We start from the raw sequence: 26122 nt of genomic DNA, 5'->3' as shown, positions 1-26122 counted from the left end.
AGCTTGCCATCTAATTCTGACTAGGCGTAAAGTCAGATCATCAGTGCCCATGACAACAGGAGAACAACATGAGCGACGATTCGTCCACACGGCCCACCACGCGGGTCGTCCCGAAGCCGCGCCGTGTCCGATTCGACATGCCTGCTGAGACCAGTCGGCAGCACTTCGTCGATGGCGACTTGGTGATGAGCCACTTTGTGTCCACCTTGTCGGCCACGTTCCCCGAAGGCGAAGACTTCTTCATCCGGTCAGTCCGCGAGTACCGGGACCACATCAGCGACGCTGACCTGAAGGAGGCGGTCAAGGGATTCATCGCTCAAGAGGCCACCCACCGGCACCAGCATCGGCTGCTCAACGATCGCCTTCAAGCGATGGGCTATCCCACCGAGGGGATCGATCGGCATATCAAGAAGTTGGTTGGCCGACTCGAGAAGCGTTTTTCTCCCAAGATGCGCCTGGCTGTGACGGCAGCCCTCGAGCACTACACGGCGACATTCGCCGAGATCATTCTCACCAGCGACGAAGCTCAAGAACTGATCGGCTACACCGAGGTGCGGCCGATTCTGCTTTGGCACGCACTGGAGGAATGCGAGCACAAGGCCGTCGCTTTCGATGTCTACGAGACGGTCGGTGGAAGCGAACGCACCAGGGTCTGGGGAATGCGGATCGCCAGTCTCCTATTGTTCACCGAGTTGGTCATCCAGACCACCCGCTCTCTGGCCGGCGATCGTGCCGCCTACAACCCGGTGCGGTTGCTGCGCAGCCTTCGAGCCTTCCGTCATAACCCGCTGTTCAGCCGAGCAGCGATTGAGCGCTTCCGTTCCTACACCCACGCCGGGTTCCATCCCGACGACTGGGATAGCGCAGAAATCCTCGAACGTTGGACCAAGGAACTCTTCGACGCCGATGGCGGCCAACAGCTACGGAGTAACGTGTAGGTCGACAAGTACTTTTGTGGTGAAAGCCGCCATATGGAACGACCTCTTCACGAAGAAGTGCGTTGTGCCGTGGCCGCATCGCGCGTTCAGGCATTCCGCTGATGCGGGCGGAAGGGCCATTACCGCCGTCCCGTCAGCGTCCGAAGACGTCCCGGCAAATCTGCACACAAGTTGGCGCCGTGTCAGCGAGCGCGCATGTCTTCTACGAATTGCTGTCCGGAGTTGCGATGCCGTTCGCGTCGGTGATTGGTCCGGTGCCGGCAGCGACGGGTTGGGGCATGAGCACCGCAGTAGTACTTCGCATGGCGGAACGTGCCGATAAGCGTCACGAGGCTGTCCTCGGTGTTGTGAACGGCCTGTTCCTGACGACCGTGTTGGCTCACTTCATACACTGGCCGAAGCGCTGGAGATTTGGTGTGCCAAGCCTGTCCGAGTGCGAAGGACTATGCGGCCCAATCCTGGTGCCTTACAACGGTATTCTTTACATTTCGGGGCTCAGTGCTGTAGCCGGATTGCTGGAGAATGGTCGCCGAGGTGCGGTCCGTGGTGCGATCGTCCCGCTGCTGGGTGTTCCAGTTCTCCTTCGACTGCAGCGGATGGAATTCCGTCGGCTCAGTCTTCAGGCCCGGCGCAATCCTCGGTGGTGGAATCGCCGTCTGCAGATGCAACCGCCCGACCGTTCGACATCGTCAGATCCCGACCAACAGGTGCTAGGGGCAGAGTCATAGCACGGAGTCGACATGGCGAGCCGATCACCCTTCAGTCAACGGAGGGTCGAACTCCGTCAGGGGGCCATCCTTCGAGGCCGTCTTCTAGCGGCACGTGCAAGGACCGCAGCAGCGCTGAGAACAATCTCCAATTCCCGATCGCGGCGACGAGTTCGACGAGGACGGCCGGGTCCCCGTGCAACGCGCGCTGACACTCAGCCCAGGTTTCATCCGAGATGGTGCCGTCACGCAACGTCTCGTCTGTCGCCGCCAGTACCGCCCGCTCGGCTTCGCCGAAGTGGCCGGCGTTCTGCCAGTCGCGCACCCCGAGCAGGTCGCGTTCGGGCACATCGAGCAAGCGGGCAACCCTCCAGTGTTGCGTCCACTCATAGACCGAATCAGTGACCCAGCCGATTCGCATGATGATCAGCTCCCGTAGCCGCGCATCCAGCGCGCCTTTCCACAGCAACGCCTCCAGCATTCCATGCAATGCGACGGCTACAGGGGGCTGATGAAGCGCGATCCTGAAAACAGACAGTTCAGCCATGGCGTCCGGAATCCCGCATTGAGCGGCGCGCTCGCGGGCATCTGTCAGGGCAAGCATGTCAACCCGGCTTTGGCTGCTCACGGTGGATCCTTCCGGTTGGGCGCTAGTTGGCGCTGTCAGGCGATCGGCACAAAGACGTTGTGCAGAGCGGGGACCCGGTCCGGCTCGTTGCCGGCCAGAAGGTCGAGCAGCCTGGGCAGGCCGGCGAAACCGGTGATCTCGCGGTGCAATTCTTCGAAGGGCCAACGCCTAGAGACCAGCAGCTCGATGGCGCTCTGGTAGGCGGGGTAGTCGACCCCCAACGAACCGAAGATGCGTAGTTCCTTGAATACGAGCAGGTCTGGCTCGAAGCCCGGCGCTCCGCCGCCGCCGCGTGTGCCCGCGACCACCACGCGTCCGCCGGGCTGCGCGAGTGCGACGGCGTCCGCGAATGCGGCTGGCGCCTTCGCGGTGACGTCGACGACGACATCTGCGAGCCGGCCGGTCGCCATTTGCAGGGCCTGCGCCGGGTCGTCTTCGGTGACGTCGATGGTCAGGTCCACGCCGAACTGGTGGGCTGCGGCTAGCCGAGTTCGGTCGCGAGGGCCGACCCCGGTCATCGCGACGAATGCCGCTCCGGCCTCCTTGGCGGCTACGGCAGCACAAATCCCGCGGATCCCTGGTCCGAGGACCGCGACGACGTCGCCCGGGCTTGTCTCGGGCAACATGGCAGCCCATTTGATCCCTGCCCCAAGCGGATTGAACAACGTCGCGACGATCGGGTCGAGTCCGTCCGGGACCGGCAACGGCATGGAATCGAACGGCAGATGCAGGTGGGTTGCATAGCCTCCCCACAGGCCGGGCGGGATGTTCACGTCGACGAAGCCGAACATGGTGGCGAGGCCGTTGCTCGAGCACCTGCGATACTCGCCGCGGCCGCACGAGTCGCACTCCCGACACGATCGGAACACCTCGACGGCGACTCGCTGACCCACCGAGACGCCCCAACGCTCGCGCGCGGCGTCACCGATTCCCTCGATGACGCCGATGATCTCGTGTCCGGGGATGAAGGCGAACCCCGTCGGCAGGTGTCCGCTGAACTGCTCGTGGTCGGTTCCGCAGAGCCCGCACGCCTCGATCCGCAGGAGACCGGACTCGTCGTCGATGCGCGGCACCGGAAGATGCCGCCGTTCAAGGGTGCGCGGCTTGGTCAGCACGAGCGCGTCGGCGTTCACGACAGTTCGAATTCGACGTGTCCGTCCGCCTGCCGCACGGCGACTTGGTGTCCGACGCACATGTCTCGTGACATTGCCACCGCCACCTCGGCATCGTCACTGCGCGCCGCGACGCGGCGGCCGTCGGTCATGCGCGCGAAAATCGGCACCCAGGAGGGGCCTTGGTCACGGTCGTGCACGACGGTGTATCCATCTATGGTCGCCTCTCCGGATGCGTCGGCGGGAGAAGCGACCGGGAGGGAGGTGCCGTCGATCGCAGACTGCGCATCGGCCATGTCCGGAGTCTGCCATCCCGTTGGCGGTGGAGTCGCCGACCACAGACCCAGCGAGTGCTTTGTGATGTACCAGCCCAGTCCGGACACGAGCCCGACGGCGTCCGGGTCGCTCCTGCAGCGTCGCACCATCTCGACGATCGAATGGCTGACATAGTTGTTACCCGGCCCTCCGTGGTAGGGCAGTCCGCCGGTCACCGTGAACCCGCGGTCATCCGCCGGGTCGAGATCCAAGGCGTCGATCGCCGCCTCGACCGCGGAAGGAAAGCAAGAGTAGAAATCAAACCATCTAATGTCGTCGATGTGAAGTCCACTGGCCGCCAATACCGCCTTGCCGGCGGCCCTTATTCCGGCGGAACGACCCAGATCAGGCCGCTGAACCGGGAAATACACGTCGTTGCATGTGGCCGACGACCACGGGAAGACCCAACGATCACTGGGCACTCCGAGTTCCTCGGCGACTTCGGCGGCCATGATCACGAAAGCGGCAGCCATATCCACGGCGATGATGCTGTTGAGCAGCTTCGGATACGGCTCGCACACCATCCGGTTAGCCGGGGAGACCGTGCTGAGCTCGTCTGCGCTACGGGCACGCGGAAACCAGGCCTGCTCGAGATGTCGGGACGCCTCAACCGTGAACGGAGCCATCAAGTCACCCAGCCAGCGGCGCTGTTCGTCGAATGTGCGGCCTGATCGGGCCGCGATCGCGGATTCGAAGATCGGGTACACCTCGTGCGGCCAATGTAACCCGGCGCCCACCTCGGCTTCGCTCAGTCCCGGGCGGGTGTCACCGAGTGACTCGTCCTGTGCTGCGATGGGTTTGGGCTCCAAAAGTGCGCTACCGGATGCGACTTTGCGTGCTGACGCGCCGCTTTCCGCTCCGACGATCAGAGCCGCGTCGCTGACGCCGCGCCAAATGCGGCGGCCGAGGACCTCGACCAGATACTGGGGGGTGTTGCCGCCGACCGGACAACTGATGCGATGATCCGGCGTCAGCCCAGTCGCTTCGGCAATCCTCGACGCGGGGTTGTCGCGTGGGATCATCAAGATTCCGGGCGTCGCCACGGTATCGATGCGATGCCCGATCGCGGCCGAAGCATCATGCAGCGCTCGACGCGCGGCCTCGGCGGCCAAATCGATGGGATCGACGGTGCCTTCACCGCGATGTGTGAGTTCACCGACGCCGACGACAACCGGAGTGCGTGGTGGGATGGCCAACGGTCAGATCACGCTCATCGTCGAGGTCTTCTATGCGACACGACTGCGATATTGTCACATCCGTTTCCATGCGACAACCGCGGGTGTTCGACAGAGCGGGTCCCTTGACAGGGCATACTCGTACCCGTGACGAAGAGATCGTTGCGGCGGGGCGACGCGACTCCTGGGCGAAACCGCGATATGGCGCGCGATCGCCTACTCGACGCCGCCGAAACGTGCCTGCAAGGCAAGGGGCTGTCGGGCACCACGATGGAGGATATCGCCAGGCATGCGGGCGTATCGCGCGCCACGGTCTATCGCTACTTCGCTAGTCGCGAATCCGTCGTATCCGGTGTCATCGTCCGCGCAGCGGAACGCTACCTGCACCGCACCAGCGGACGGATCTTGGCGCACACCGACTTGGGCTCTGCCATATTGGACTTCGTTGCAGTCACGGTGCGCGCGGCACGCCGCGAACCGATAATCGGCATGCTCTTCGCCAGCGACGATGAACTCGCCGGCGTGGGACTGGCCGAGGGAACGTCGGTGGCGCTGTTCGAACTCGTCGCCGAGTTTCTGCGACCCGTGTTCGCCGCACACTGGCATCAACTCGAAGCCGGCGTTTCGGTCGATGACGCCGCCGAATGGATTTTGCGCATCATCCTCAGCTTGCTCGCGGTTCGCGGCCCCCGGCACCGCAGCCCCGAAGGAATCGATGCTTTCTTGCGCCGATTCCTGCTTCCCGCGCTACTGGCCGACACTCACAGTTGCATTGCTGCGACAACTGCGGAGTAGTGTCTCAGCGATGGCATCGGTATCGCTGAACGAAACGAGGCGCTGACCATGGACTTCCCCCAGTTCAACAAGCAAATAGCCGAGGAGCTCCAGCACGCGGGGGGAACCTCGGGAGGGCTCGCCAAGTACTTGGACTTCCGCCACATCGAGTTCTCCGCCGGGAGACTGGTAGTGGAAATGGACGCCCGAGCCGATTTGTTGACTCCTTTCGGCACTCTGCATGGCGGATGCCTGTCAGCGATGGTCGACCACTGCTTGGGCGTGGTGTTCTATCCGGTGATCCCACCTGGGTCATGGGTGGCCACAACCGAATTCAAACTGAACCTCCTACGTCCGGTGTCCAGTGGAGTCTGCGTTGCGGTCGCCGACATCATCGCGCTGGGGAAGCGTAGCGGCGTCGCCAGGATCGACATCACCAATACGGGACGCCCGGTATGCGCCGCACAGGGAACAGTGACCGTCGTCGCCCAGAGCGCCTCGTGATCCGGTCGCGGAACGAGAACGCTGCCCAAGGCGACCATCGAGGACACAGCAAATGACCTCAACGTTCGAGCGCGTCCGCAACGAAGACGGAACCGCCCTTGCAGCCGATGTCTACCGACACGAATCCGCCCGCGCGGTCGTCATACTGCTGCACGGCGGTGGACAGAACCGCCATGCCTGGGCGACTACCGCGCGCCGCTTACACGCGCGCGGGTATACCGTCGTCGCTTACGACGCCCGCGGTCACGGCGACAGCGAGTGGGACCCCGATGGTCGATACGATCTCGACCGACTTGCATCCGACCTGCTGTCGATTCGCCGATATGCCAGCGATGGCCGCCCGCCAGCTGTCGTTGGCGCATCCTTGGGCGGCATGACGGTGTTGGGAACGCATTTGGTGGCGCCTGCCGATCTGTGGGGAGCCGTCGTACTGGTCGACATAACTCCGCGAATGGAGTTTCACGGAGCACGCCGCGTCGTGTCTTTCATGGGCGCCCATCCCGACGGATTCGATACGCTCGACGCGGCCGCGGACGTCATTGCCCAGTACAACCGGCATCGCGCTCGGCCCAAGAACTTGGACGGTCTCCGAAAGGTCTTGCAGCAGCGCGACGACGGTCGGTGGATCTGGCGATGGGATCCGGCGTTCATAGCTTCCAACTTCGAGTTCCTGCAGGGCGACCCAGCAACTGGTGCCAAAGAATTCGGCGCCATAAGCGACCTTCTCATCGAAGGGGCCCGCCGCGTGCGAGCACCAACGCTTCTCATTCGCGGCGTTCACTCCGACGTGACGTCGCAGCAGTCGGTCGAGGAGTTCCTCGAAGTCGTACCGCACGCCGAGGCTGTCGACGTTTCGGGCACGGGCCACATGGTTGCGGGCGACGACAACGACGCCTTCACTTCGGCAGTCGCAGATTTTCTCGACCGCACGCTGAACGACTCGTCGGACTGAGCGTCTTTCAGGGCCCTGCGATGGCCGCGGCCCGGCCACTCTGGTTCGTTGTCGAGGTGTCAGAACTACCTCCATGAACGGAACCCCGGCGGCGCAGTATCGGCGCATCCGAAGGCAGCGATGCCAAACCGTATGGTTCGACCATCGCCTGGGCCGAATTATCATTCGAACCGAAGCATTTTGCTGGTGGGCGCTGTCCAGGTCGGATCGAGCGGTCGGAGTTCTCCGAACCAGTGCCCGCACACCTTGACGAACACACCCGCCGCCGGGGCGACCCGGATCAGATCGGCGCTGCTGTTGGGATCTTGGAGTCAGTCGACGGCCGGGGGCGAGTCCAGAGGACAGCCTACTGCTATCCAGGCTTCAGCTTCGGTATGCGGGAGGCGGGCGGGCATATCCGGCGCCCGATTCGACCACCTCGTCAGAGCGGCGGGCGTTCCTTCGCATGAGCAGTTCCGGAAACTTCGTGGCCGAAACGATCGAGAAAGTCGTCTATTGCGGCCAGGGCGGTGCTGATCGTTCCTCGCAATGGGGCTGCTCCGGCCGCGAAGGCCGCAAACAAGGTTATTGCGAGCAGACAACTCATGCCTCCGCCTTCCTCTTCACGCGCATCCGTTCGCCGTGGCCCACAGCAATGCCTCGTTCGGCTGCTGAAATGGTAAAACGTGGCTCACCGCTCCTTAACAGCGTAGATACCCGGATCCGCGATCGGTATGTCTCGAAGGGTCGAACCTGCGGGCGTCTGTTGTCTCGCAAAGACAAGTAATCGAGTACGGTCGCAGCTGTGCTTGATTCATCCGAAGTTCAAGACACCCCCGGTCACGCGGTTCATCACCTATTCCGAGACCTCGGCGACCTCGTCAGAGAATTGCCCGAGTCCATACATGGCCTTCTGATTGAGCAAGTTGCCGAACTCGCTGCCGATCAACAGCTCAAAGAGCTACTGAGTGACACCGTCGCCGCGAACGTAGACACTTGGTTCTCCGTCGTCCGTCACTCGATCCCGTTCGACCGCATGGAGTCACCGACGGCCGCCCTTGAACACGCCCGGAGGATGGCGCAACGCGAGGTACCCGTCAACGCGCTGCTGCGGGCATACAGGCTCGGGCACCAGTATGGATTGAACCTCATCATCGCTGGCCTTCGGAGCGCGGACCTACCGCCCGAGGAGAAATTGGCGCTCATTGAACACATCACCCGTGTGTCTTTCCGCTACATCGACTGGATGTCTGAGCAGGTCTTGGAGACATATCAGACTGAACGCGCGGAGTGGGACGAGCGCCGACGAAGTTTGCGTGCACAAGCCATTCGAGACATCCTCAACGGACGCGACGTAGACCTGACCGAAGCGTCGTCGGCTATGAGGTACTTCTTGGGCGCAACGCATGTGGCTCTCATGGTATGGCTCGACCGAGATGCGGGCGCCGACACCGACGAGTTCATCGCCATGGAGCGCTTCATGCAACACGCGGTCTCCGCCACTGGAGCGAAGCAATCGGTCTACTTCTCCATCGACCGCCTCGTCGGATGCGCATGGATGACGGTTCACCGCCCGTCGGACTATTTATCGCAGCTGCGCGACTTCGTCCGGGCTCAACCTGACGGCCCAAGACTTTCCGTCGGTGAACCACTTCCGGGGATTGAAGGCTTCCGCCGCACCTACCGACAGGCTGAGCAGGCCCGTGTGGTCGCGGTGGCAGCCGACGGCTCCTCACGGCACCGGATCGTCGCTGCACGAGATCCCGGTGTGGCCCTGGCCTCGATGCTGATGACCGATGACGCGACTCTGAAGGAATGGATTCACGATGTGCTGGGCCCGTTGGCTCAGAACACTGCATCGGACCAGCGTCTACGAGACACGCTGAGGGTGTTCTTGCGTGCCGGTTCCAGCTTCAAAGCCGCCGCCAACGAATTGCAGATACACGCCAATACCGTCAAGTATCGCGTAAATCGAGCACTCGAGCGCCGCGGTCGCCCGATCGCCGCGGAACGATTAGACGTCGAGGTCGCCCTACTGATGTGCTATTGGCTCGGCGAAGTAGCACTGAACCCAACACAAGCCTTGGGGCGGTCCTAGTCGTTCGTGTCCCGCGAACGCCCTTGCTGCGTAACTGTGCCGTCTACTGACGAACACGCCGAATCTGAGGATGGTCAGCGCGACGATCCGGCGCCGCCCGGCCTGATAATCCGAGTTCGATTCATGTTTCGACGCTGCCGCGGGGCTCTGCTGCGGGCAGGCTGATCGAGTGGAGTCGTCGATCGCCGCCGTACGGAGCTGAAGCAACCCATTCACCAAAGCTCATCGACGTCAGACACGCTCAAGCACCCATCGCGCAAGGCGACAGGCGAGTCGTGGCGCAGGTTGCGACTTGTCGGCCCAGACAACCAGGAGGCATAAGCCTTGATCCACCGATGAGCTGTCGTGGCTGAGGCTGGAATGGTTTGGTGGTCGCTTGCTGGCTGTGAGCAGGGGGTATCGGCTGGTCTGTCCAGCTTTTTCCTGTGTGCTCCGGTCGTGGCCTTTCGGCGGATTGGTCAGGTGGGGGCGGTTGCTGGCGGGCTGTGGCCGATGGTGTTGCGCCACAATCGGAGCCAGTGCGTCGCCCACGGCCAGTGGGCTGGTAGGTGCAGGATGGGTCGGCGTTGGGGGCGGGCCAGTCGGGCCGGGATGGTGATGAGGCGTCGGCGCAGGGTGGCGCCGCGAGCCACCGCGTGTGCACCGCCGGCCAGGATGCCGGCGGCGCGCTGCAGGTTGTGGGCGATGGCCGCGCACAGTATCCAGGCAGAGTTCGCCCCGAAACGTCCCGAGGGCATGTGGGCCAGGGGTCCGTCGATGAGGTCGGCGAACACGGTTTCGATGATCGCGTGGCGGCGGTGAGTGATGTCAGCGACGTCGACGGGTTCGTCGGTGTCGGTGAAGAACGGGTGATATCGCCAGACCGGGAACAGGGCGTCGGGGTATCGGGCGTCTTTGACCCGGCGCACGATCAACCGTGCCGTGATCGGAGTCTTCGTGGAACTGAAAGCGGTGCAGGTGGTTTCGGCGACTTCGGCATCGGAGATCCAGGCACCGGTGTCGGGATCGCGGCGGGATAGCACACCGGGATCCACGCGGTGTCATTGATGTCGGCGATGGCCGCGACGACTGCGGCGGTCTTGGTCAGCACCAGCGAGAACCGGGCACCGGCGCGGCGGCAGGCGGTGACCACGCTGCTGTTGCCGTAGGCCGAGTCGCCGCGCACCAGGATGCGCCCGGTGACACCGGCGCCGCGGGCGGTGGCGACGGCTTGGGCGATCATGCGGGCCGCGCCTTTGCCCGAGTTGGTCTTGCCCGCCCGCAGTCGTGCTCCGGTGATCACCGGAGCGCAGTGTTCGGTGCTGATGGTGGTCACCAACGGGGAAAGACCCTTGCGCAGGATCTGCTTGCCGGCGATTTTGGTGTGGCCGTAGCTCGCACCTTGTTTGGCCTGGCCGTAGACCGGGCGCAGCAGTGAGTCGATGTCGATGAACACCCGCCCGTCGGCGCCGGGCAACAGATCGACACGCTCGCACAGAGCGCCCACGTGCTCACTGAGCACCGACTCCAGTTGCCGGGCATGGCCGAAGGTGAACTCCCGCAACAAGGTTCCGATGGTCGACGGGGCGTACACCTCGCCGAACAGGGTCTTCATCCCGCCGCTACGAACTACGTCGAGGTCGTCGATGCTGTCCGCGCCGGTGCACATCCCGGCGATCAGCGTGGTCAGCTTCGGCGACGGATTGGCCGCACCGGACTTGACCCGCTCGCAGCTGAACCGAACTTTGTCGGCCAATGACGATGACAGTCCGGTCTGCTCGGCAAGGGCCATCACCGGTACCAGGCCTGCGCACGACACCAGACGCTCATCATCGAAGACCGCCGACGATGCGGCGAACCTATGGGACACTTGCACCGGAAGTGCCTTTCCGAGTTGTGCCGATAAGTGCGTAGAGAACACTCATCATCGCAGCTCAGAGGGCACTTTCCTCATTCCGACACCCCACGACCAGCCAATTCATCGGTGGATCGAGGATAAGAACATCCGACAAGTGGCGCGCGTGGTCTTGCCACGCGCTAGACGTTAGCGACGATTAACATCTTCAGCTATTTGCAGCGGCGACCGTGGCTACTCGTCGTGACAACACTTCCCAAACCCGCGCTCCGCCTCCGGTGTCGTGCCTCAGCGCTGGACGACGCCGCCCTCGACGCCGGTGAATCGCTTGCGCAGCTCGGTCTTGAGGAGCTTGCCGGTGGCGTTGCGGGGCAGCTCGGGAAGGAGGTGCACTTCGCGGGGGCACTTGAAATGCGCCAGCCGTTCGCGGCACCAGGCGATCAGTTCGTCGGCGCTGGGTTCCTGCTCGGCGGCTGGGTCGGCCACCACCACCGCGACGACGCGCTCACCCCACTTGTCGTCCGGACCGCCGACCACCGCGGCGTCGAGCACACCGGGGTGACGGAACAGCACCTGCTCGACCTCGATGGGGTAGACATTTTCCCCGCCCGAGATGATCATGTCCTTCTTGCGGTCGACGAGCGTGATGTAGCCGTCGGCGTCGATCCGGCCGAGGTCGCCGGTGTGGAACCAGCCGCCCCGGAAGGCCTCGGCGGTGGTCGCCGGCTTCATCCAGTACCCGACGAACACGTTGGGTCCGCGCACCAGGAGCTCGCCGACGGTGTCGGCCGGGACGTCCCGGTCGTCGGCGTCGACGATTCGGGCATCGACGTGCATGGCGACCCGGCCGATCGACCCGGCCCGCGTGGTGATGTTGGCGGCGTCCAAGACCGAGACCATGGGGGCGGTCTCGGTCATCCCGAATCCCTCGGTGAAGGGGACTCCGCGTTGGTGCATGAAGTCGATGACAGTCAGCGGCATCGGTGCGCCGCCGCCCATGGCCAGACGCAGCGCGGAGAGGTCGTAGGAGTCGAAGTCGGGCACCTGGGTCAGCGCCGACCACATCGCCGGCACCATGAACTGGACGGTGGCCCGGCTCTCGGCCATCGCCTTGAGCGTGCCCACCGGGTCGAACGACGGCAGGATCACGCTGGTCCCGCCGACGTAGAGCAACGGCAACGTATGTACCCCGAGCCCGCCGATGTGGAACATCGGGGCGACTGCGACAGTCACGTCGCTGCCGGTCAGGCCTTGTTCGGCGCCCAGCACGTTGATGGCGTTCCACCGTAGGTTGTCGTGGGTGAGGATGGCGCCCTTCGGGCGGCCGGTGGTGCCCGAGGTGTACATGATGAACGCGGGGTCGCGGCCCTCGACGTCGCTGTCGAGTGGCGCGGGCGCACCGTCGGAGAGCAGGTCGGTGTAGGGGATCTCGCCGTCGGCCGGGGCGCCCCCGGCCCGGAGGGTGTGGCGGACCCGGACCCCAGGCTCGGTCAGCGCGCTGACCGCCGCCGCTGCTAGCGGCGCGTGGAACACGAACACGTCGGCGCCGGAGTCGGCGAGGATGTAGCCGATCTCCGGGCCGGCGAGCCGGACGTTGATCGGGATGGTGATGGCGCCGATCTTCGCGCAGCCGAGGAGGACCTCCAGGAACTCGACCGAGTTCACCAGCAGTATGGCCACCCGGTCCCCCTTACGGACACCGAGACGCAACAGGCTCGAGGCCACCTGGTTGGTGCGCCGATCGAAGTCGGAGTACGTGAAGCTGGTGTCACCTTGGACGAGCGCTGTGCGCTGCCCGTTGAGGAAGGCCCGTTTGGTGACCCACTGACCGATACCGCGATCCATGTTGATTTGCCTCCTCGGCAGTTTTGGTTGACAAATGCTCGTTAAGGCAGGACCCGGCCCCGGCGGGCGACCGATCACCACTGTCCGTCTTGGTAGACGGAAGCGGACAGGAACGGATGAAGGATGCTCAGTACGATCGTGGCAGGTTGAGGCTGTGCTGTGCCACGTAGTTGAGGATCATCTCTCGGCTGATCGGCGCGGTCCGCATCAGCCGCGCCGGGCCCCAGAGAGTGGCCAGCCCGTACTCGGTGGCCAACCCGTTGCCGCCGTGGGTCTGGATCGCCTGGTCGAGGGCGAGGATGCCCGCCTCGGCCGCAGCGTATTTGGCCATGTTCGACGCCTCCGCGGAACCGGGATCGTCGGCGTCGTGCAATGAGGCCGCCCGCTGGGTCATCAGCCGGGCCAGCTCCAGCTGGATTTTAGCGTGCGCAAGCGGGTGGGACAGGCCCTGGTGGGCTCCGATCGGCACGTCCCAGACCTTGCGCTCGCGCGCGTAGGCAGAGGCCTTGTCCAGCGCGTAGCGGCCGATGCCGTTTCCCAGGGCGGCGCCCATGATGCGTTCGGGGTTGAGGCCCATGAATACCTGACGCAAACCGTCGTTTTCCGCGCCGATCAGGTTCTCGGCCGGCACCCGCACGTCGTCGAAGAACAGCGTGAACTGCTTTTCAGGTGTCACCGCCTGCACCGGGATGAGGGTCTTGGTCAGCCCGGGCGCGTCGGTCGGGACCACGAGCAGGCTCAGCCGTCCGCGTCCGCGGTCGTCGGTCGCGGTGCGGGTGACGACCAGGATGGCCTCCGCCTCGTCGACGCCGGAAATGTAGTACTTGGTGCCGTTGAGTATCCAATCCCCGCCGACGCGCTTGGCGTAGGTGGAGATGTTGTGCGAGTTCGAGCCCGCATCCGGCTCGGTGATCGCGAACGCCATGATGACCTCGCCGCTGGCGATGCCCGGCAGCCAGCGTGCCTTGAGTTCGTCGCTGCCGAAAGCCTGGATGATCGTGCCGCAGATGGTGGGGGAGACCACCGTCATCAGCAGCGGGCAGCCGGCCGCGGCCAGTTCCTCACCGACGATCTGCATGTCGTAGATGCCGCCGCCACCGCCGCCGTACTCCTCGGCGATGTTGATCCCGAGGAACCCCTGTTCCCCGACGGCGTGCCAGAGTTCCGAACTCTTTTCCCCGCCGAGCGACTTGGCCACGTAGTAGTCGTGCCCGAAGTCCTTGGCGATCTCGGACACGGCCTTGCGCAGCGCTCGCCGCTCCTCGGTCTCGTGCAGTTCCATACCGCTCTCCTACTTCGATGTCACCGGCCACCGGGGCCGGTGACGGGTCCGATGGTGCTCAATCCTGATCTGCACCGGCGGCCGCTCCGACCACCGCGAGGGCATCGCCGGTGGACACTTGCTGACCCACCTCGACCGAAAGCTCGGCGACGATCCCGTCGATTGGGCTGACGATGGTGTGTTCCATCTTCATCGCCTCCACCACCACCAGCGCCTGCCCGGCCGTCACGACGTCGCCCGCGGCGACGGGCAGCCGGATCACCGAACCCGGCATAGGCGCCGTCAGCGAGCCCGCCGGCTTTAGCGCGCTCGGGTCCAGGAACCGTGGTACCTGCGTAAACGCAGTGGACCCGGCAGGGCTGTCGACATAGGCAATGTCGGCGTCGAGGACGACGTCGTAGCCGCGCCGCACCCCGCCGGTCTCCAGGACCACCCGGTCCGGCCGCTGCACGAGCACGCTGACGTCTTCGACGGGCTTGCCGTCGACTTCGACCTCGACGCCGTCGCGGAGCAGCGCATAGCCCACCCGACGCTCGCGGCCGTCGGCGGTCAGCCATCCGGTGGACTGCAGTTGGGACGGGTTGTTGCGCCACCCGGCAGGCAGCGTCGGCTGGACGGGGGCCGCCGCGCGGCGTCCCGCGACCTGGGCGAGTGTGGCCGCGATGGCGTGCAAGCCCTCCCCGTCGCGGTCGATGAGGGCTGCGCCGAGGTCGGCCACGTCGTGGCGGTCGAGGAACCCGGTGTCGGTGCCGCGTCCGGCGAACTCGTCGTGGCGCAGAACGCGAACCAGCAGATCCCGGTTGGTGGTGAGTCCGTGGATCCGGGCGCCGGCGAGCGCGGCGGACAGCGCGCCGAGCGCCTCGGCGCGGGTGGGCGCCCAGGCGATCACCTTGGCCAGCATGGCGTCATAGTGGTGGCTGACCACCGAGCCGTCGCGCACGCCGGAGTCCACCCGGACCCCGACGTGGTCGGGGATCTGCATCGTGCGCAGCGTTCCGGTCTGCGGCAGGTAGCCCTTCGTGGGGTCCTCGGCGTAGAGCCGGGCCTCGACCGCGTGGCCGGTGATCCGCGGCTTGCTCACCTCGGCAGGCAGTGGCCGACCCATCGCCACCAGCAACTGCAGGCGCACGAGGTCGAGCCCGGTGACGAGTTCGGTGACCGGGTGCTCGACCTGCAGCCGGGTGTTCATCTCCAGGAAGGCGAACGTCCCGTCGTCATCGCCGCCGTTCGCGTCGAGGACGAACTCGACCGTTCCGGCCCCGACGTAACCCACGGCCTGTGCCGCCGCGACCGCCGCCGCGCCCATCCGGGCGCGCAGGTCGTCGTCGACGACGGGCGAGGGCGCCTCCTCGATGACCTTTTGGTGGCGGCGCTGCACCGAGCACTCCCGCTCGAACAGCGAGACAACCGTGCCGTGCATGTCGGCCAACAGCTGGATCTCAACGTGGCGGGGACGCTGCACGTACCGCTCGAGGAACACCGTGCCGTCCGAGAACGCCGACATCGCCTCGCGCGAGGCCGAGGCCACGGCTCCGTCGAGGTCGTCGGCCGACTCGACAACCCGCATGCCGCGCCCGCCGCCACCCGCGCTCGCCTTGACCAGCAGCGGGTAGCCGATCTCGGCGCCGAGCTTGCGCAGCTTGTCGGGGTCCAGGCCGGTCGCGTCGCCGCCCGGGAGAACCGGCACGCCCGCATCGGCCATCATCGCCTTGGCCGTCAGCTTGGAACCCATCGCGTCGATGGCATCCGGCGGCGGGCCGACGAACACGAGCCCGGCGTCGGCGCAGGCCCGCGCGAAGCCGGCGTTCTCCGACATGAAGCCGTAGCCGGGATGCACGGCGTCGGCGCCGGTGAGGAGGGCGGCGGCGATCACCCGGTCACCGTCGAGGTAGGTCTCCGCCGGCGAGGAACCCGGTAGCCGGACGGCCTCGTCGGCATCGTCCACGTGCCAGGCGTCGGCGTCGGCGTCGGAGTACACGGCGACGGTCGCGATGCCGAGTTCGCGACAGGTGCGAAACACGCGTCGGGCGATCTCTCCCCGGTTGGCCACCAGCAGCTTCTTGATCACGGGCATCGCCATCACATCCGGAACACGCCGTAGCCACGCTGGCCACGGATCTCGCTGTTGTGGACCACGGAAAGGCAGAACCCGAGAACGGTACGGGTGTCGCGCGGGTCGATGATCCCGTCGTCGTAGAGCCTGCCGCTGTTGGCCAGCGCCAACGACTCACGCTCGATCTGGCCCTCGACGGCAGCGCGCATCTGGGCGTCGGCCTCCTCGTCGAACGGGAGCCCCCGGTCGGCGGCCGACTCGCGGGCCACGATCGACAGCACGCCCGCGAGCTGGGCCGGGCCCATGACGGCCGAACGCGAGTTGGGCCAGGTGAACAGGAAGCGGGGAGAGTAGGACCGCCCGCACATCCCGTAATTGCCCGCACCGTAGGACGCGCCCATCACGATCGTCAGGTGTGGGACAGCGCTGTTGGAGACGGCGTTGATCATCTTCGCGCCGTCCTTGATGATGCCACCCTGCTCGTACTCCGCGCCGACCATGTAGCCGGTGGTGTTCTGCAGAAACACCAGTGGCGTGTCGATCTGGTTCGCCAGCTGAATAAACTGGGCGGCCTTCTCCGCCTCCTCGCTGAACAGGATTCCGCGCGCGTTGGCAAGGATCCCTACCGGGTATCCGTGGATCGAGGCCCAACCGGTGACCAGCGAGGTGCCGTATAGCGGCTTGAACTCGTCGAAGGTGGACCCGTCCACGATTCGGGCGATGACATCACGTGGGTCGAAGGGAACCTTCGGGTCCACCGAAGCGATCCCGAGGAGTTGGTCGGGGTCTCGCAGCGGGGGGGTCGGTGGCTGTGTCGGGCCGGGCCCGAGCTTGCGCCAGTTCAGTCTGGCCATGATGCGCCGCCCGATCCGGATGGCGTCCTGCTCGTCCTCGGCCATGTAGTCGGCCAGCCCGGAGGTGCGGGCGTGCATGTCGGCGCCGCCGAGCGACTCGTCGTCGGACACTTCGCCGGTCGCCATCTTCACCAGCGGCGGACCACCGAGGAAGACCTTGGACCGGTTGCGGACCATCACCACGTAATCACACATGCCGGGGATGTACGCGCCGCCTGCCGTCGAGTTACCGAATACCAGCGCCAGTGTCGGCAGGCCCAGCGCGCTGTGCTGGGTGAGGTCGTTGAACAGTTGGCCGCCGGGCACGAAGATCTCGGCCTGCGTGGGCAGGTCCGCCCCGCCCGACTCGACGACGTTGATGATGGGCAGCCGGTTCTCGCGGGCAACCGCCATGCCCCGGAACACCTTGCGAAAGGTGTAGGGGTTCGAGGCTCCGCCGCGCACCGTCGGGTCGTGCGCGATGATCATCGACTCGACGCCTTCGACGATGCCGATGCCGACAACAACGCTGCCGCCCACCGGAAACTTCGTGCCCCACGCCGCGAACGGACAGAGTTCCAGGAAGGCCGTGTCGGGGTCGAGCAGCAGCTCGACGCGCTCCCGAGCCAGCATCTTGCCGCGGCTACGGTGCCGGGCGACGTACTTCTCGCCGCCGCCACCGTTGGCCAGCGCCAGCTGTTCGGCGAGCGCATGGAGCTGCGCGATGAGTCCCTCGCGATTCTCGAGGTATACCGGCGCGCGGGTGTCGACCCGGTCGGGCAGGACGTCAATCAACTTTCCTCCAGGTGACATCAACGTCGATCTCCTGACACGCTACGTTATCGGTCATTAACATTCGACGACAATGGGGTCGACGTGGCAATCGTGCCGTCCCCGAGTGATCACAGCAGGAGCAACTCACATGAAACAGCCGGATCAGCGGGAAGCGGAGGCGGCCGCAGCCGACCCGTGGATGACGCCCGAGCGCATCTCGTTGCGCAACCTCGCGATGTCGTTCACCCAGAAGGAGATCGTTCCTCACCTGCAAGACTGGGAGGACGCCGGAGAGCTCCCTAGAGAACTCCACCGCCGCGCAGCCGCAGCGGGGTTGCTGGGCATCGGGTTCGCCGAAGAGATCGGTGGCTCCGGCGGTGACCTGCGCGACCTGGTGCTGCTCACCGAGGCCGTGATGGAGGCCGGCGGCTCGTCGGGCTTACTGGCCAGCCTACTTACGCATCACATCGCAGTGCCCCATATGGCCGCGCAGGGCGATCCCGAGCAGATCCGCAGCTTCGTGGCGCCGACCCTGGCCGGGGAGAAGATCGGCAGCCTTGGCATCACCGAACCCGACACCGGTTCTGACGTCGCCGGCATCCGCACTACCGCACGGCGCGACGGCGACCACTACGTGGTCAACGGTGCGAAGCTGTTCATCACCTCGGGTGTCCGCGCCGATTTCGTGACCACCGCCGTGCGTACCGGCGGCCCGGGCCCGTCGGGGATTTCTCTGCTCGTGGTGGAGCGTGGCGCCACGGGTTTCTTGGTCTCGCGGGCACTGAAGAAGATGGGCTGGCTGTGCTCCGATACCGCCGAACTCGGATTCACCGACGTGCGCGTGCCGGTGGTCAATCTGGTTGGCCCCGAAGGCAGCGGATTCCTGCAGATCATGCAACAGTTCCAGGTCGAACGTGCTTTCATCGCCGTCCAGTGCTACGCCACGGCCCAGCGCTGCCTCGACCTGACGCTGGATTGGGTGAAGAAGCGCGAAACCTTCGGTCGACCGCTATCCACCCGACAGGTGGTGCGGCACAAGATCGTCGATATCGCGACGGCCGTCGACGTCGCCCGTACGTACACCCGTGCCGCTGTGGACCGCATCGTCGCCGGAGACACCGACGTGCGGATGGTCTCGATGGCCAAGAACCAAGCCGTAGAGGCCTGCGCGCTCGCCGTTGACACGGCCGTCCAACTATACGGTGGCATGGGCTACCTACGCGAGACCGAGGTCGAAAGGCACTATCGCGATTCGCGCATCCTGGGTATCGGGGGCGGCACCACCGAAATCATGAAGGAGATCATCGCCAAGCAGATTGGCCTCTGAGTGAAGCCGCCATTCGACAGCAGGAGCGTCGGCTTGGCAGGTCGACGAGACGGACCTTCCACCGTTTCTAAGGTTAGTCAACGGTGTGTCACGACCCCTGCGGCCAATGCAGCCTCCGCCACCGGGAAATTGCATCCGGAGTACCAGCTAGCCAAACTTATCAACCACGTAGCGGCGAGCCAGCGTCTCAGCAAGTCTACTCGTATGTTCGACGATGTCGACCTGACTTACATCGACCAGTAGTCCTGCGTGCCAAGCGCTGATCAGTTCGACGAAGCCGCCGACCGCTACAAACGTGTCCATACGCAGAGCCATTTCGTCTGCGTCAGGCTTCAGATGCGGCTTGCTGGCGGCCATGACGAGCTGGGTTGCTTCCTGCAAGGCCACCGCTCGGCGATCTTGCAATGTTGAACTGCCGACGTGCTGTGTCAGCAGGATCTGTGCTCGCCCGGCATCCTGCGCGATGCGGAGAACAACGATCGAGATTGCGGCGCGAATGGTTTCGATCGGTGGTTGACCGACGCGTTCGGCAAATGTTGCCGAAACCTCGCCGAGCATCTCGTCCCGCACGTTGTCCCACGCTGCTACGAGCAACTCATCGCGCGTCTTGAACTCCTCGTAGAAATATCGGTCGTTCAGCGCGGCTCTGGAGCAGACCCCACGCATTGTCACGGCAGCCCATCCGCTTTCCGTCCAGATCTCCGTCGCCGCGTTCACTAGGCGCCGCCGCCGGTCAGCCCGTCGTTCGGCGCCAGTACGCCCGCCCCACCTTGCTGCCTTTGTCCGCACGAATACATCTTGACAAAGGCAGGAGCGCCGCATCAAACTGGTGGCAGGCGACCACAATTGTGTTCGCCGCCACCAGATGGCTGCAGGCCGGCTTGTCTCACAGGTCAGGCGTCGCCGTAATCTGCAAAGGATTCAGTAGTGATGGATATCTTGAGGTGGGACAGACCGCCTCGCCTGAGCCGCCGCGCCAACGCGGTCGTAACGGGAGCGGGCAGCGGAATTGGCCGTGCCTTCGCGGTGGAGCTCGCCCGTAGAGGTGGACGAGTGGTGTGTGCCGACATCGACCCGGTGCGTGCCAAGGAGACGGTCGGGCTCGTCGTCCAAGCCGGCGGCGAGGGGCTCGACATCGCATGCGATGTCACGGACGAAGAGCAGGTCCGCGAACTCGCCGACAGCGCCGAGAAGTGGTTCGGCGCGGCAGCCAGCCTGGTGATCAACAACGCGGGCATCGGAATCGGTGGCAATGTCATCGGCGCGACGCCCAAGCGGGACTGGGAAGCGACACTTTCAGTCAACTTGTGGGGAGTGATTTACGGCTGCGAGATCTTCGTACCGCGACTTCGTGCGAAGGGCAGCGGGGGAATTATCAACGTCGCATCGGCTGCAAGTTTTGGAGCAGCGCCCCGGATGGGTGCCTATAACGTCAGCAAGGCCGGCGTGCTCTCGCTATCCGAGACTTTGGCGGCCGAGCTGAGTGGTACTGGTGTGGCGGTGACTGTACTGTGCCCGACATTTGTCAAGACCAACATCGTCGATAACCCTGGTATTGAGGAGTCGGCCGCCAAGCTGGCAACGAATTTGATGAAGTGGACGGGCGTGTCGGCGGAATCGGTGGCGCGCAAAACGTTGGACGCGAACGATCGCGGTCAGTTGCACGTCCTACCCCAAGTCGACGCGAAGATTCTCTGGTTATTTAAGCGGGCAGTGCCTGCCACGTATACCCGTGCGCTCGGCTTGGTCGAGCGAATCGCGCGCTAAGTCATGACAGACAAGAACAAAGGAGGCTACAATGGCATTTAAATACAGCGATATGCTCGAGACGATCAAGAATCGGCAGTGGGCGCTGGCCGACATCGATTGGGACGCGCCGGGCGCCGATAAAATCACTGATGAGCAGCGGCCCGAACTGAAGCAGTTCATGGCTGACGTGGTGTGGATAGAACATGTCGGCGCACGCGCTTTCGCCGCCATGGCGCCGAAGGCGCCGTTCGAGGCTCTAGGTGACATCTACCGGTATTTCCATGCCGAGGAGCAGCGGCACGCCAATGCGGAGCTGGCGCTCATGCAGCGGTGGGGGATGCTCGAGGAAGGGGAAATCCCGGTGCCGAACAAGAACATTCGGCTGGTCATCGAGTGGATCGACCGTTACGCCGAGGCCCTCCCGCTGACGGTGATCGGAGCGGCGATCCCCGCGTTGGAGACTGCGCTCGACGGAGCATTGCTCAAGTTCCTGCTCGACGAGGTGCAGGATCCGCTCTGCGCCGAGGTCTTCAACAAGGTCAACAACGACGAATCGCGGCACTTGGCAGTCGGATTCCAGGTTCTGAATGACCTCGGCGCCAGCCCGATGCGCATTCACGCGATGCAGACGATGGGGGCGCTCATCGACCCGAGAATCCTTCTGGGCGGCGTCCTCTACGTGCCGTTGCTCACCAGGATGCTGACCAACCTCAACGCCATGGGGTTGTCGGAGGAGAAGCTGTACAACGCGGTGATGCGCTACGAGAACGTAGGCGATCGTAGTGAGTTCACGCGCCGCGTTCCGGGCTACCACATCCTGAAGGCTCACATGTCCGCCAGCATCAAGCGTTCTCAGCCATTGCATTACATTTCGCAGCGGTTGCGTACCGCGATCGACCACTTCCCCACCGAGGTGCTCGGTAAGTCACCGACGTGGACAGAAGAGCTGACCTACGAACCGGTGGCCAGATGAGCGACACCACGACCGCTTTGATCGTCGGTGCTGGTTTCGCCGGCCTGGGAACCGCAATTCGGCTGCTACAACAGGGTATTGACGATTTCGTCATACTTGAACGCGCCGACGAGGTGGGTGGCACATGGCGGGACAACACGTATCCCGGTGCGGCGTGCGATATTCCGTCGCTGCTCTATTCCTACGGGTTCGAGCAAAATCCGGACTGGTCCCGCGCGTATTCGGGCAGCGCCGAGATCCTCGACTACATCAAGACGATGGTGGACAAATACTCGCTGTCGCGTTTCATCCGGTTCGGAGTGAACGTCACCGGTCTGGAGTTCGACGACGAAAGCGCACTGTGGACAGCGCAGACAGCTGACGGTTCGCAGTTCACGGCGCGCACCGCAGTGATGGCCAGCGGGCCGCTGGCGAATGCGAGCCTGCCTGACATCCGCGGACTGGACACCTTCCTTGGTCACAAGATCCACAGTGCGCGTTGGGATCACGACTACGACATGAGCGACAAACGTGTCGCCGTGGTCGGCACCGGCGCCAGCGCTGTTCAGATCATCCCCGAACTGGTGAACACTGCACGCTCGGTGAAGGTCTTCCAACGCACCCCGGGCTGGGTCCTGCCTCGGCCCGACTTCTCCCATCCGCAGTGGGCGCGCACGGCGTTTCGTCGAGCGCCTCTCGTGCAGAATGCCGCACGGCAGGCGTGGTTCTGGGTGCACGAGCTCATGGCCGTCGGCATGGTCTGGGATACCCCTGTCACCACCGGCATCCAGCTGGTGGCGAAGGCAAATTTGCGGAGGCAGGTTTCGGATAGCTGGCTCAGGCGCCAGCTGACGCCGAACTTCCGCGCCGGCTGCAAACGGATGCTGATGAGCAGCGATTACTACCCGGCTCTGCAACGCGACAACTGCAAGCTCGTCTCATGGCCGATCGCGACCCTGTCGCCGAATGGCATACGGACCGCAGATGGCATCGAACACGAAGTGGACTGCATCGTCTTTGCCACCGGCTTCGATGTATGCAAGGCCGGCACACCTTTTCCCATCCGCGGCGCGCATGGTCGTGAGCTCTCCGACGAGTGGTCCGAGGGCGCCTATGCGTACCGGAGTGTCACTGTCGCGGGCTATCCCAATTTGTTCTTCACCTTCGGTCCCAATTCAGGGCCCGGCCATAATTCGGCCCTCGTGTACATGGAAGCCGAGATCAATTACATCGTCAAAGCCATCGGCGCGATCATCGAAAATGATCTTAGTACGCTCGAGGTCCGCGAAGATCGGCAAAATGATTACCACGGCGAGGTCCAGCAACGGTTGGTAAGTACGACATGGAATTCGGGCTGTAAGAGTTGGTACCTCACGAATGACGGATACAACGGCACCATGTACCCCGGTTTCGCCACCCAGTTCAAGCGCGCACTGTCCAAGTTCGACATGGGTGATTATGTAACGACCCCGACAACCGCACGAACTGAGCACCACCCAACCGAACACGCCCAAAACGGCTCGAATGTGGCCAAGGTTGCCCAGGGCCGCAAGGCCAAGGTAGCCCAGGGCCGAAAAAGCGCAGGCGCCCTGCCAACGCGGTCTGACGTCAAAGCCGACATCCTGGACGTGGGCGTCGGGAAGGTACCGCCTAAGCGCGCAGCCTCGAGAGTGAGGAAAGACGCTTGAGTGTCCATGTTGCGGGCGACGAGAATGCCCCCACCTCCGGAGCCCCTACGTACGAGGTCCCCACCCACGAGATATTGGTCATCGGAGCTGGATTCTCCGGGATCGGAGTGGGCATCAAGCTGCTGAAGGAAGGTTTCTCGGACTTCCTCATCGTTGATGAGGCCCAAGGGGTGGGTGGAACCTGGTACTGGAATACCTACCCGGGGATTGCAGTAGACATTCCGTCATATAGTTACCAATTCTCCTTTGAGAAACGCCCGTCGTGGTCCCGTACCTATGCGCCGGGGATCGAACTGAAGAACTACGCGAAGCATTGCGTGAAAAAATATGGCCTCGCGTCGCGCATCCGCTTCGGAGTCACGGTTGTGAGGGCTGAGTTCGACGAAGAATCGACATTGTGGCGTTTGTTTACCTCGACGGACGAGGAACTGACAGCGAGGTTCGTCATCAATGCCTCCGGGGTTCTCACGCGACCAAAATCGCCGGACATACCGGGGGTCGGGGACTTCGGCGGGGTCACGATGCACACGTCGCGCTGGGACCACCAGCAGACCCTCACCGGAAAGAGGGTCGCCGTCATCGGGACGGGCGCCTCGGCGGTGCAACTGATCCCCTCGATAGCCAAGGACGTGGACACACTCACCGTCTTTCAGCGCACCCCGATATGGTGTCTGCCGAAATTCGACTTCGCGGTGCCCCGCCCGCTGAGTGCTCTTCTCCGGCTCGCACCCGGAGCGCAGATCGCCGCGCGGGGAGCCAGCCAGGCCTTTGTCGAACTCACCTTTCCCGTCGCAGCGCACTTCCATACCGCCATACCGCTGGCGTCGGCGATCGAGCGTGCAGCGATCAGCTATATGCGTCGGCAGGTCACCGACCCGGTCGTTCGGGAGAAGCTGACGCCGCGTTACGCGCTGGGCTGCAAGCGACCAAGCTTTCACAACGAATATTTGAAGACGTTCAACCGCGAGAACGTCCTTCTTGAAACCAACCCCATCACCCGGGTGGATGAGACCGCGGTAATTACGGCCGATGGCGTCAGACACGAGATCGACGTGCTCGTCCTGGCAACGGGATTCAAGGTCATGGAATCGGACAGCATGCCCACCTACTCGCTCAGAGGTGTCGCCGGCCGAGACCAGGCACAGTGGTGGGACGAGAACCGACTCCAGGCATATGAGGGAGTCAGCGTGCCAGGATTCCCGAACCATTTCTCAGTGTTTGGCCCGTACGGATACAACGGGTCGTCCTACTTCGCACTCATCGAGGCACAGGCGGGTCACATTCTCCGTTGCCTCCGGCATGCCAGGACGGCCGACTCGAACTACGTCGAGGTACGCGAGGAGGCGAATCAACGCTTCTTCGCGGAGATGCTGGCACGGCGGCATACGCAGGTCTTCTGGCAGGACAGCTGCGCGGGCGCGAACAGCTATTACTTCGACAAGCATGGGGACGTGCCTCTGCGTCCCACGACGACGGTCGAGTCGATCTGGCGCAGTCGACGATTCGACTTGGCCGACTACCGTTTCGAACGGCGACCGGCGAAAAAGGCGGACACTGCCCCACAGAAGGTGGACACCGCCGGATGAGTTCACCTGCCAGGCCGAATCCGAGCATGGCGAGCCACCTGGTCGCGGCAACGGCGCGAGGCGTTCTTCGACCTCTCACGCAAGTGATTCCGGCCAACGACCATGGCTTCGCGGTCATGGACCGCGTGCTACGGGGAACACTCGTGGTGTCGCGGCCAAGGCGCGCAATCAGTGTCGAGAAGGTAGACACGCCCTTCGCCGGTGAACGTGTGCGAGGCGACTGGGTCAAGGCGGCCAACGTGGCCTCGGATGCTCCGCCGATTCTTTATATACACGGCGGCGCATTTTCTATGTGCTCTCCCGAGACCCACCGTGGCCTCATCAGCGAACTGTCCGCGGCCGCCCGCAGGCCGGTATTTGCCGTGCGCTATCGATTGGTCCCGAAATATCCCTTCCCGGCGGCCGCAGATGATGCACTGATCGCCTATCGATGGTTGACAGAGGGAAGCGCGATCACCGCGTCTTCTGGCACGGTGGCGCTCGCCGGCGATTCCGCAGGCGGCCAGCTTGCTGCGGCGACGGCGCTTGGCGCTCGGGAACATCGACTGCCGACGCCGGATGCCATGCTGCTGATGTCGCCGGTGCTGGATTTGACATGCCAACTCGCGATGGACCGTGATCTGCGCAGACGGGACCCCTTTGCGTCCGCCATCTCTGCGTCGAGAACAATTGGTCTGTACGTGGCGGGCGCCGATCCAGCCGACCCGAGGATAAGCGTGCTCGATGCTGATCTCACGGACATGCCACCAACTTTGATTCAGGTCGGCGGACGAGAGATGTTGCTCGACGACTCCAGAGTCTTTGCCAAACGTCTGCAAACTGCAGGGGTCTCCTCGCAGTTGCAAGTTTTCCGCGGCCAGATCCATGTCTTCCAGGCGATGTTTCGCCTACTGCCAGAAGCACGTGAGGCCCTCAGGCTCGGTGGCGAGTTCTTGGCTACTTCGGCCACCGTCCGTTGACAGCGTCCCTGCGCACGCCTTGACCACGAGGCGCCCCAGCACGAAGGTTGTATGAGCT

Annotated in this window: 21 protein-coding genes and 1 pseudogene; 13 read left to right on the top strand and 9 right to left on the bottom strand. The window is 64.1% G+C overall.

All coding sequences use genetic code 11. From position 1 onward, the window contains the following. Positions 1 to 68 precede the first annotated feature (68 nt). Positions 69 to 938 carry a metal-dependent hydrolase gene (locus ACAG20_RS11930; protein WP_011895469.1) on the top strand — a complete coding sequence of 290 codons (870 nt, stop codon included), beginning with the start codon at positions 69 to 71 and terminating at the stop codon, positions 936 to 938. Positions 939 to 1117: 179 nt separating this feature from the next. Beyond that, positions 1118 to 1666 carry a hypothetical protein gene (locus ACAG20_RS11925; protein ID WP_052537336.1) on the top strand — a complete coding sequence of 183 codons (549 nt, stop codon included), beginning with the start codon at positions 1118 to 1120 and terminating at the stop codon, positions 1664 to 1666. 31 nt (positions 1667 to 1697) lie between these two features. Here ACAG20_RS11925 and ACAG20_RS11920 read toward each other — a convergent pair whose 3' ends face one another. Genes ACAG20_RS11920 through ACAG20_RS11910 form a run of 3 tightly spaced genes read right to left on the bottom strand, consistent with a single transcriptional unit; the run spans position 1698 to position 4896 of the window. After that, entirely contained in the window at positions 1698 to 2273 is a 576-nt protein-coding gene (locus ACAG20_RS11920; RefSeq protein WP_041800308.1) for a carboxymuconolactone decarboxylase family protein, read from the bottom strand. A gap of 35 nt (positions 2274 to 2308) precedes the next feature. Next, positions 2309 to 3406, bottom strand: a complete 1098-nt coding sequence (locus tag ACAG20_RS11915; RefSeq protein WP_011895466.1) for a zinc-binding dehydrogenase — start codon at positions 3404 to 3406, stop codon at positions 2309 to 2311. Next, positions 3403 to 4896, bottom strand: a complete 1494-nt coding sequence (locus tag ACAG20_RS11910; protein WP_041800306.1) for an acetyl-CoA acetyltransferase — start codon at positions 4894 to 4896, stop codon at positions 3403 to 3405. Before ACAG20_RS11910 ends, ACAG20_RS11915 begins: the two co-directional genes overlap by 4 nt. Positions 4897 to 5076: 180 nt before the next feature. Between ACAG20_RS11910 and ACAG20_RS11905 the strand changes: the two genes are divergently transcribed. From ACAG20_RS11905 to ACAG20_RS11885, 5 genes are all read left to right on the top strand, one after another. After that, positions 5077 to 5670, top strand: coding sequence for a TetR/AcrR family transcriptional regulator (locus ACAG20_RS11905; RefSeq protein WP_011895464.1), 594 nt, complete (start codon positions 5077 to 5079; stop codon positions 5668 to 5670). Between the two features lie 48 nt (positions 5671 to 5718). After that, the gene (locus ACAG20_RS11900; protein ID WP_011895463.1) at positions 5719 to 6153 is read left to right on the top strand and encodes a PaaI family thioesterase; all 435 of its coding nucleotides are present in this window, start codon (positions 5719 to 5721) and stop codon (positions 6151 to 6153) included. 52 nt (positions 6154 to 6205) lie between these two features. Continuing rightward, positions 6206 to 7105, top strand: coding sequence for an alpha/beta fold hydrolase (locus ACAG20_RS11895; RefSeq protein WP_011895462.1), 900 nt, complete (start codon positions 6206 to 6208; stop codon positions 7103 to 7105). Positions 7106 to 7571: 466 nt separating this feature from the next. Beyond that, a complete protein-coding gene (locus tag ACAG20_RS11890) occupies positions 7572 to 7871 on the top strand; it encodes a hypothetical protein (RefSeq protein WP_131805205.1) in 300 nt (99 codons plus the stop codon). 18 nt (positions 7872 to 7889) lie between these two features. Then, positions 7890 to 9182, top strand: a complete 1293-nt coding sequence (locus tag ACAG20_RS11885) for a CdaR family transcriptional regulator (protein WP_011895461.1) — start codon at positions 7890 to 7892, stop codon at positions 9180 to 9182. Positions 9183 to 9640: 458 nt separating this feature from the next. On the opposite strand, the pseudogene ACAG20_RS11880 reads toward ACAG20_RS11885, so the two are convergent. From ACAG20_RS11880 to ACAG20_RS11860, 5 genes and pseudogenes are all read right to left on the bottom strand, one after another. Then, a pseudogene (locus ACAG20_RS11880) lies at positions 9641 to 11037 on the bottom strand (IS1380 family transposase). Between the two features lie 267 nt (positions 11038 to 11304). After that, positions 11305 to 12861: a long-chain fatty acid--CoA ligase gene (locus tag ACAG20_RS11875; protein WP_011895458.1), complete on the bottom strand. Its 1557-nt coding sequence runs from the start codon at positions 12859 to 12861 to the stop codon at positions 11305 to 11307. Between the two features lie 127 nt (positions 12862 to 12988). Further along, complete coding sequence (locus tag ACAG20_RS11870) at positions 12989 to 14143, bottom strand: acyl-CoA dehydrogenase family protein (RefSeq protein ID WP_011895457.1); 1155 nt, start codon at positions 14141 to 14143, stop codon at positions 12989 to 12991. 58 nt (positions 14144 to 14201) lie between these two features. Next, positions 14202 to 16217: a biotin carboxylase N-terminal domain-containing protein gene (locus tag ACAG20_RS11865; protein ID WP_011895456.1), complete on the bottom strand. Its 2016-nt coding sequence runs from the start codon at positions 16215 to 16217 to the stop codon at positions 14202 to 14204. Positions 16218 to 16222: 5 nt separating this feature from the next. Beyond that, on the bottom strand, positions 16223 to 17824 hold the full coding sequence (locus ACAG20_RS11860; protein WP_081437685.1) for an acyl-CoA carboxylase subunit beta: 1602 nt from the start codon (positions 17822 to 17824) through the stop codon (positions 16223 to 16225). A gap of 106 nt (positions 17825 to 17930) precedes the next feature. Here ACAG20_RS11860 and ACAG20_RS11855 point away from each other — a divergent pair, with 106 nt between their 5' ends. Then, entirely contained in the window at positions 17931 to 19130 is a 1200-nt protein-coding gene (locus ACAG20_RS11855) for an acyl-CoA dehydrogenase family protein (RefSeq protein ID WP_370492758.1), read from the top strand. Positions 19131 to 19277: 147 nt separating this feature from the next. On the opposite strand, the gene ACAG20_RS11850 is transcribed toward ACAG20_RS11855, so the two are convergent. Further along, positions 19278 to 19952 carry a TetR/AcrR family transcriptional regulator gene (locus tag ACAG20_RS11850; protein ID WP_011895453.1) on the bottom strand — a complete coding sequence of 225 codons (675 nt, stop codon included), beginning with the start codon at positions 19950 to 19952 and terminating at the stop codon, positions 19278 to 19280. A 108-nt stretch (positions 19953 to 20060) separates the two neighbouring features. On the opposite strand from ACAG20_RS11850, the gene ACAG20_RS11845 reads away from it, so the two are divergent. From ACAG20_RS11845 to ACAG20_RS11825, 5 genes are all read left to right on the top strand, one after another. Then, positions 20061 to 20897: an SDR family NAD(P)-dependent oxidoreductase gene (locus ACAG20_RS11845; protein ID WP_011895452.1), complete on the top strand. Its 837-nt coding sequence runs from the start codon at positions 20061 to 20063 to the stop codon at positions 20895 to 20897. A gap of 31 nt (positions 20898 to 20928) precedes the next feature. Next, complete coding sequence (locus ACAG20_RS11840) at positions 20929 to 21852, top strand: ferritin-like domain-containing protein (RefSeq protein WP_370492643.1); 924 nt, start codon at positions 20929 to 20931, stop codon at positions 21850 to 21852. Continuing rightward, positions 21849 to 23519, top strand: a complete 1671-nt coding sequence (locus ACAG20_RS11835; RefSeq protein ID WP_370492642.1) for a flavin-containing monooxygenase — start codon at positions 21849 to 21851, stop codon at positions 23517 to 23519. The genes ACAG20_RS11840 and ACAG20_RS11835 overlap by 4 nt, the downstream gene beginning before the upstream one ends. 71 nt (positions 23520 to 23590) lie before the next feature. Continuing rightward, the gene (locus tag ACAG20_RS11830; protein ID WP_041800854.1) at positions 23591 to 25105 is read left to right on the top strand and encodes an NAD(P)/FAD-dependent oxidoreductase; all 1515 of its coding nucleotides are present in this window, start codon (positions 23591 to 23593) and stop codon (positions 25103 to 25105) included. Then, the gene (locus tag ACAG20_RS11825; protein ID WP_067992185.1) at positions 25102 to 26064 is read left to right on the top strand and encodes an alpha/beta hydrolase; all 963 of its coding nucleotides are present in this window, start codon (positions 25102 to 25104) and stop codon (positions 26062 to 26064) included. The genes ACAG20_RS11830 and ACAG20_RS11825 overlap by 4 nt, the downstream gene beginning before the upstream one ends. Positions 26065 to 26122: the final 58 nt, after the last annotated feature.

Origin of the sequence: Mycobacterium sp. pW045, from assembly GCF_041287085.1 — a bacterium.
GTDB lineage: Bacteria > Actinomycetota > Actinomycetes > Mycobacteriales > Mycobacteriaceae > Mycobacterium > Mycobacterium algericum_A.
This window is presented reverse-complemented; position numbering and strand designations above follow the sequence as displayed.

Coding starts and splice junctions, on each gene's coding strand:
- ACAG20_RS11930 (WP_011895469.1), top strand. CDS start 69: ATGAGCGACGATTCGTCCACACGGCCCACCACGCGGGTCGTCCCGAAG.
- ACAG20_RS11850 (WP_011895453.1), bottom strand. CDS start 19,952: ATGCGGCGCTCCTGCCTTTGTCAAGATGTATTCGTGCGGACAAAGGCA.
- ACAG20_RS11870 (WP_011895457.1), bottom strand. CDS start 14,143: ATGGAACTGCACGAGACCGAGGAGCGGCGAGCGCTGCGCAAGGCCGTG.
- ACAG20_RS11875 (WP_011895458.1), bottom strand. CDS start 12,861: ATGGATCGCGGTATCGGTCAGTGGGTCACCAAACGGGCCTTCCTCAAC.
- ACAG20_RS11845 (WP_011895452.1), top strand. CDS start 20,061: ATGGATATCTTGAGGTGGGACAGACCGCCTCGCCTGAGCCGCCGCGCC.
- ACAG20_RS11900 (WP_011895463.1), top strand. CDS start 5,719: ATGGACTTCCCCCAGTTCAACAAGCAAATAGCCGAGGAGCTCCAGCAC.
- ACAG20_RS11905 (WP_011895464.1), top strand. CDS start 5,077: ATGGCGCGCGATCGCCTACTCGACGCCGCCGAAACGTGCCTGCAAGGC.
- ACAG20_RS11840 (WP_370492643.1), top strand. CDS start 20,929: ATGGCATTTAAATACAGCGATATGCTCGAGACGATCAAGAATCGGCAG.
- ACAG20_RS11825 (WP_067992185.1), top strand. CDS start 25,102: ATGAGTTCACCTGCCAGGCCGAATCCGAGCATGGCGAGCCACCTGGTC.
- ACAG20_RS11895 (WP_011895462.1), top strand. CDS start 6,206: ATGACCTCAACGTTCGAGCGCGTCCGCAACGAAGACGGAACCGCCCTT.
- ACAG20_RS11865 (WP_011895456.1), bottom strand. CDS start 16,217: ATGCCCGTGATCAAGAAGCTGCTGGTGGCCAACCGGGGAGAGATCGCC.
- ACAG20_RS11835 (WP_370492642.1), top strand. CDS start 21,849: ATGAGCGACACCACGACCGCTTTGATCGTCGGTGCTGGTTTCGCCGGC.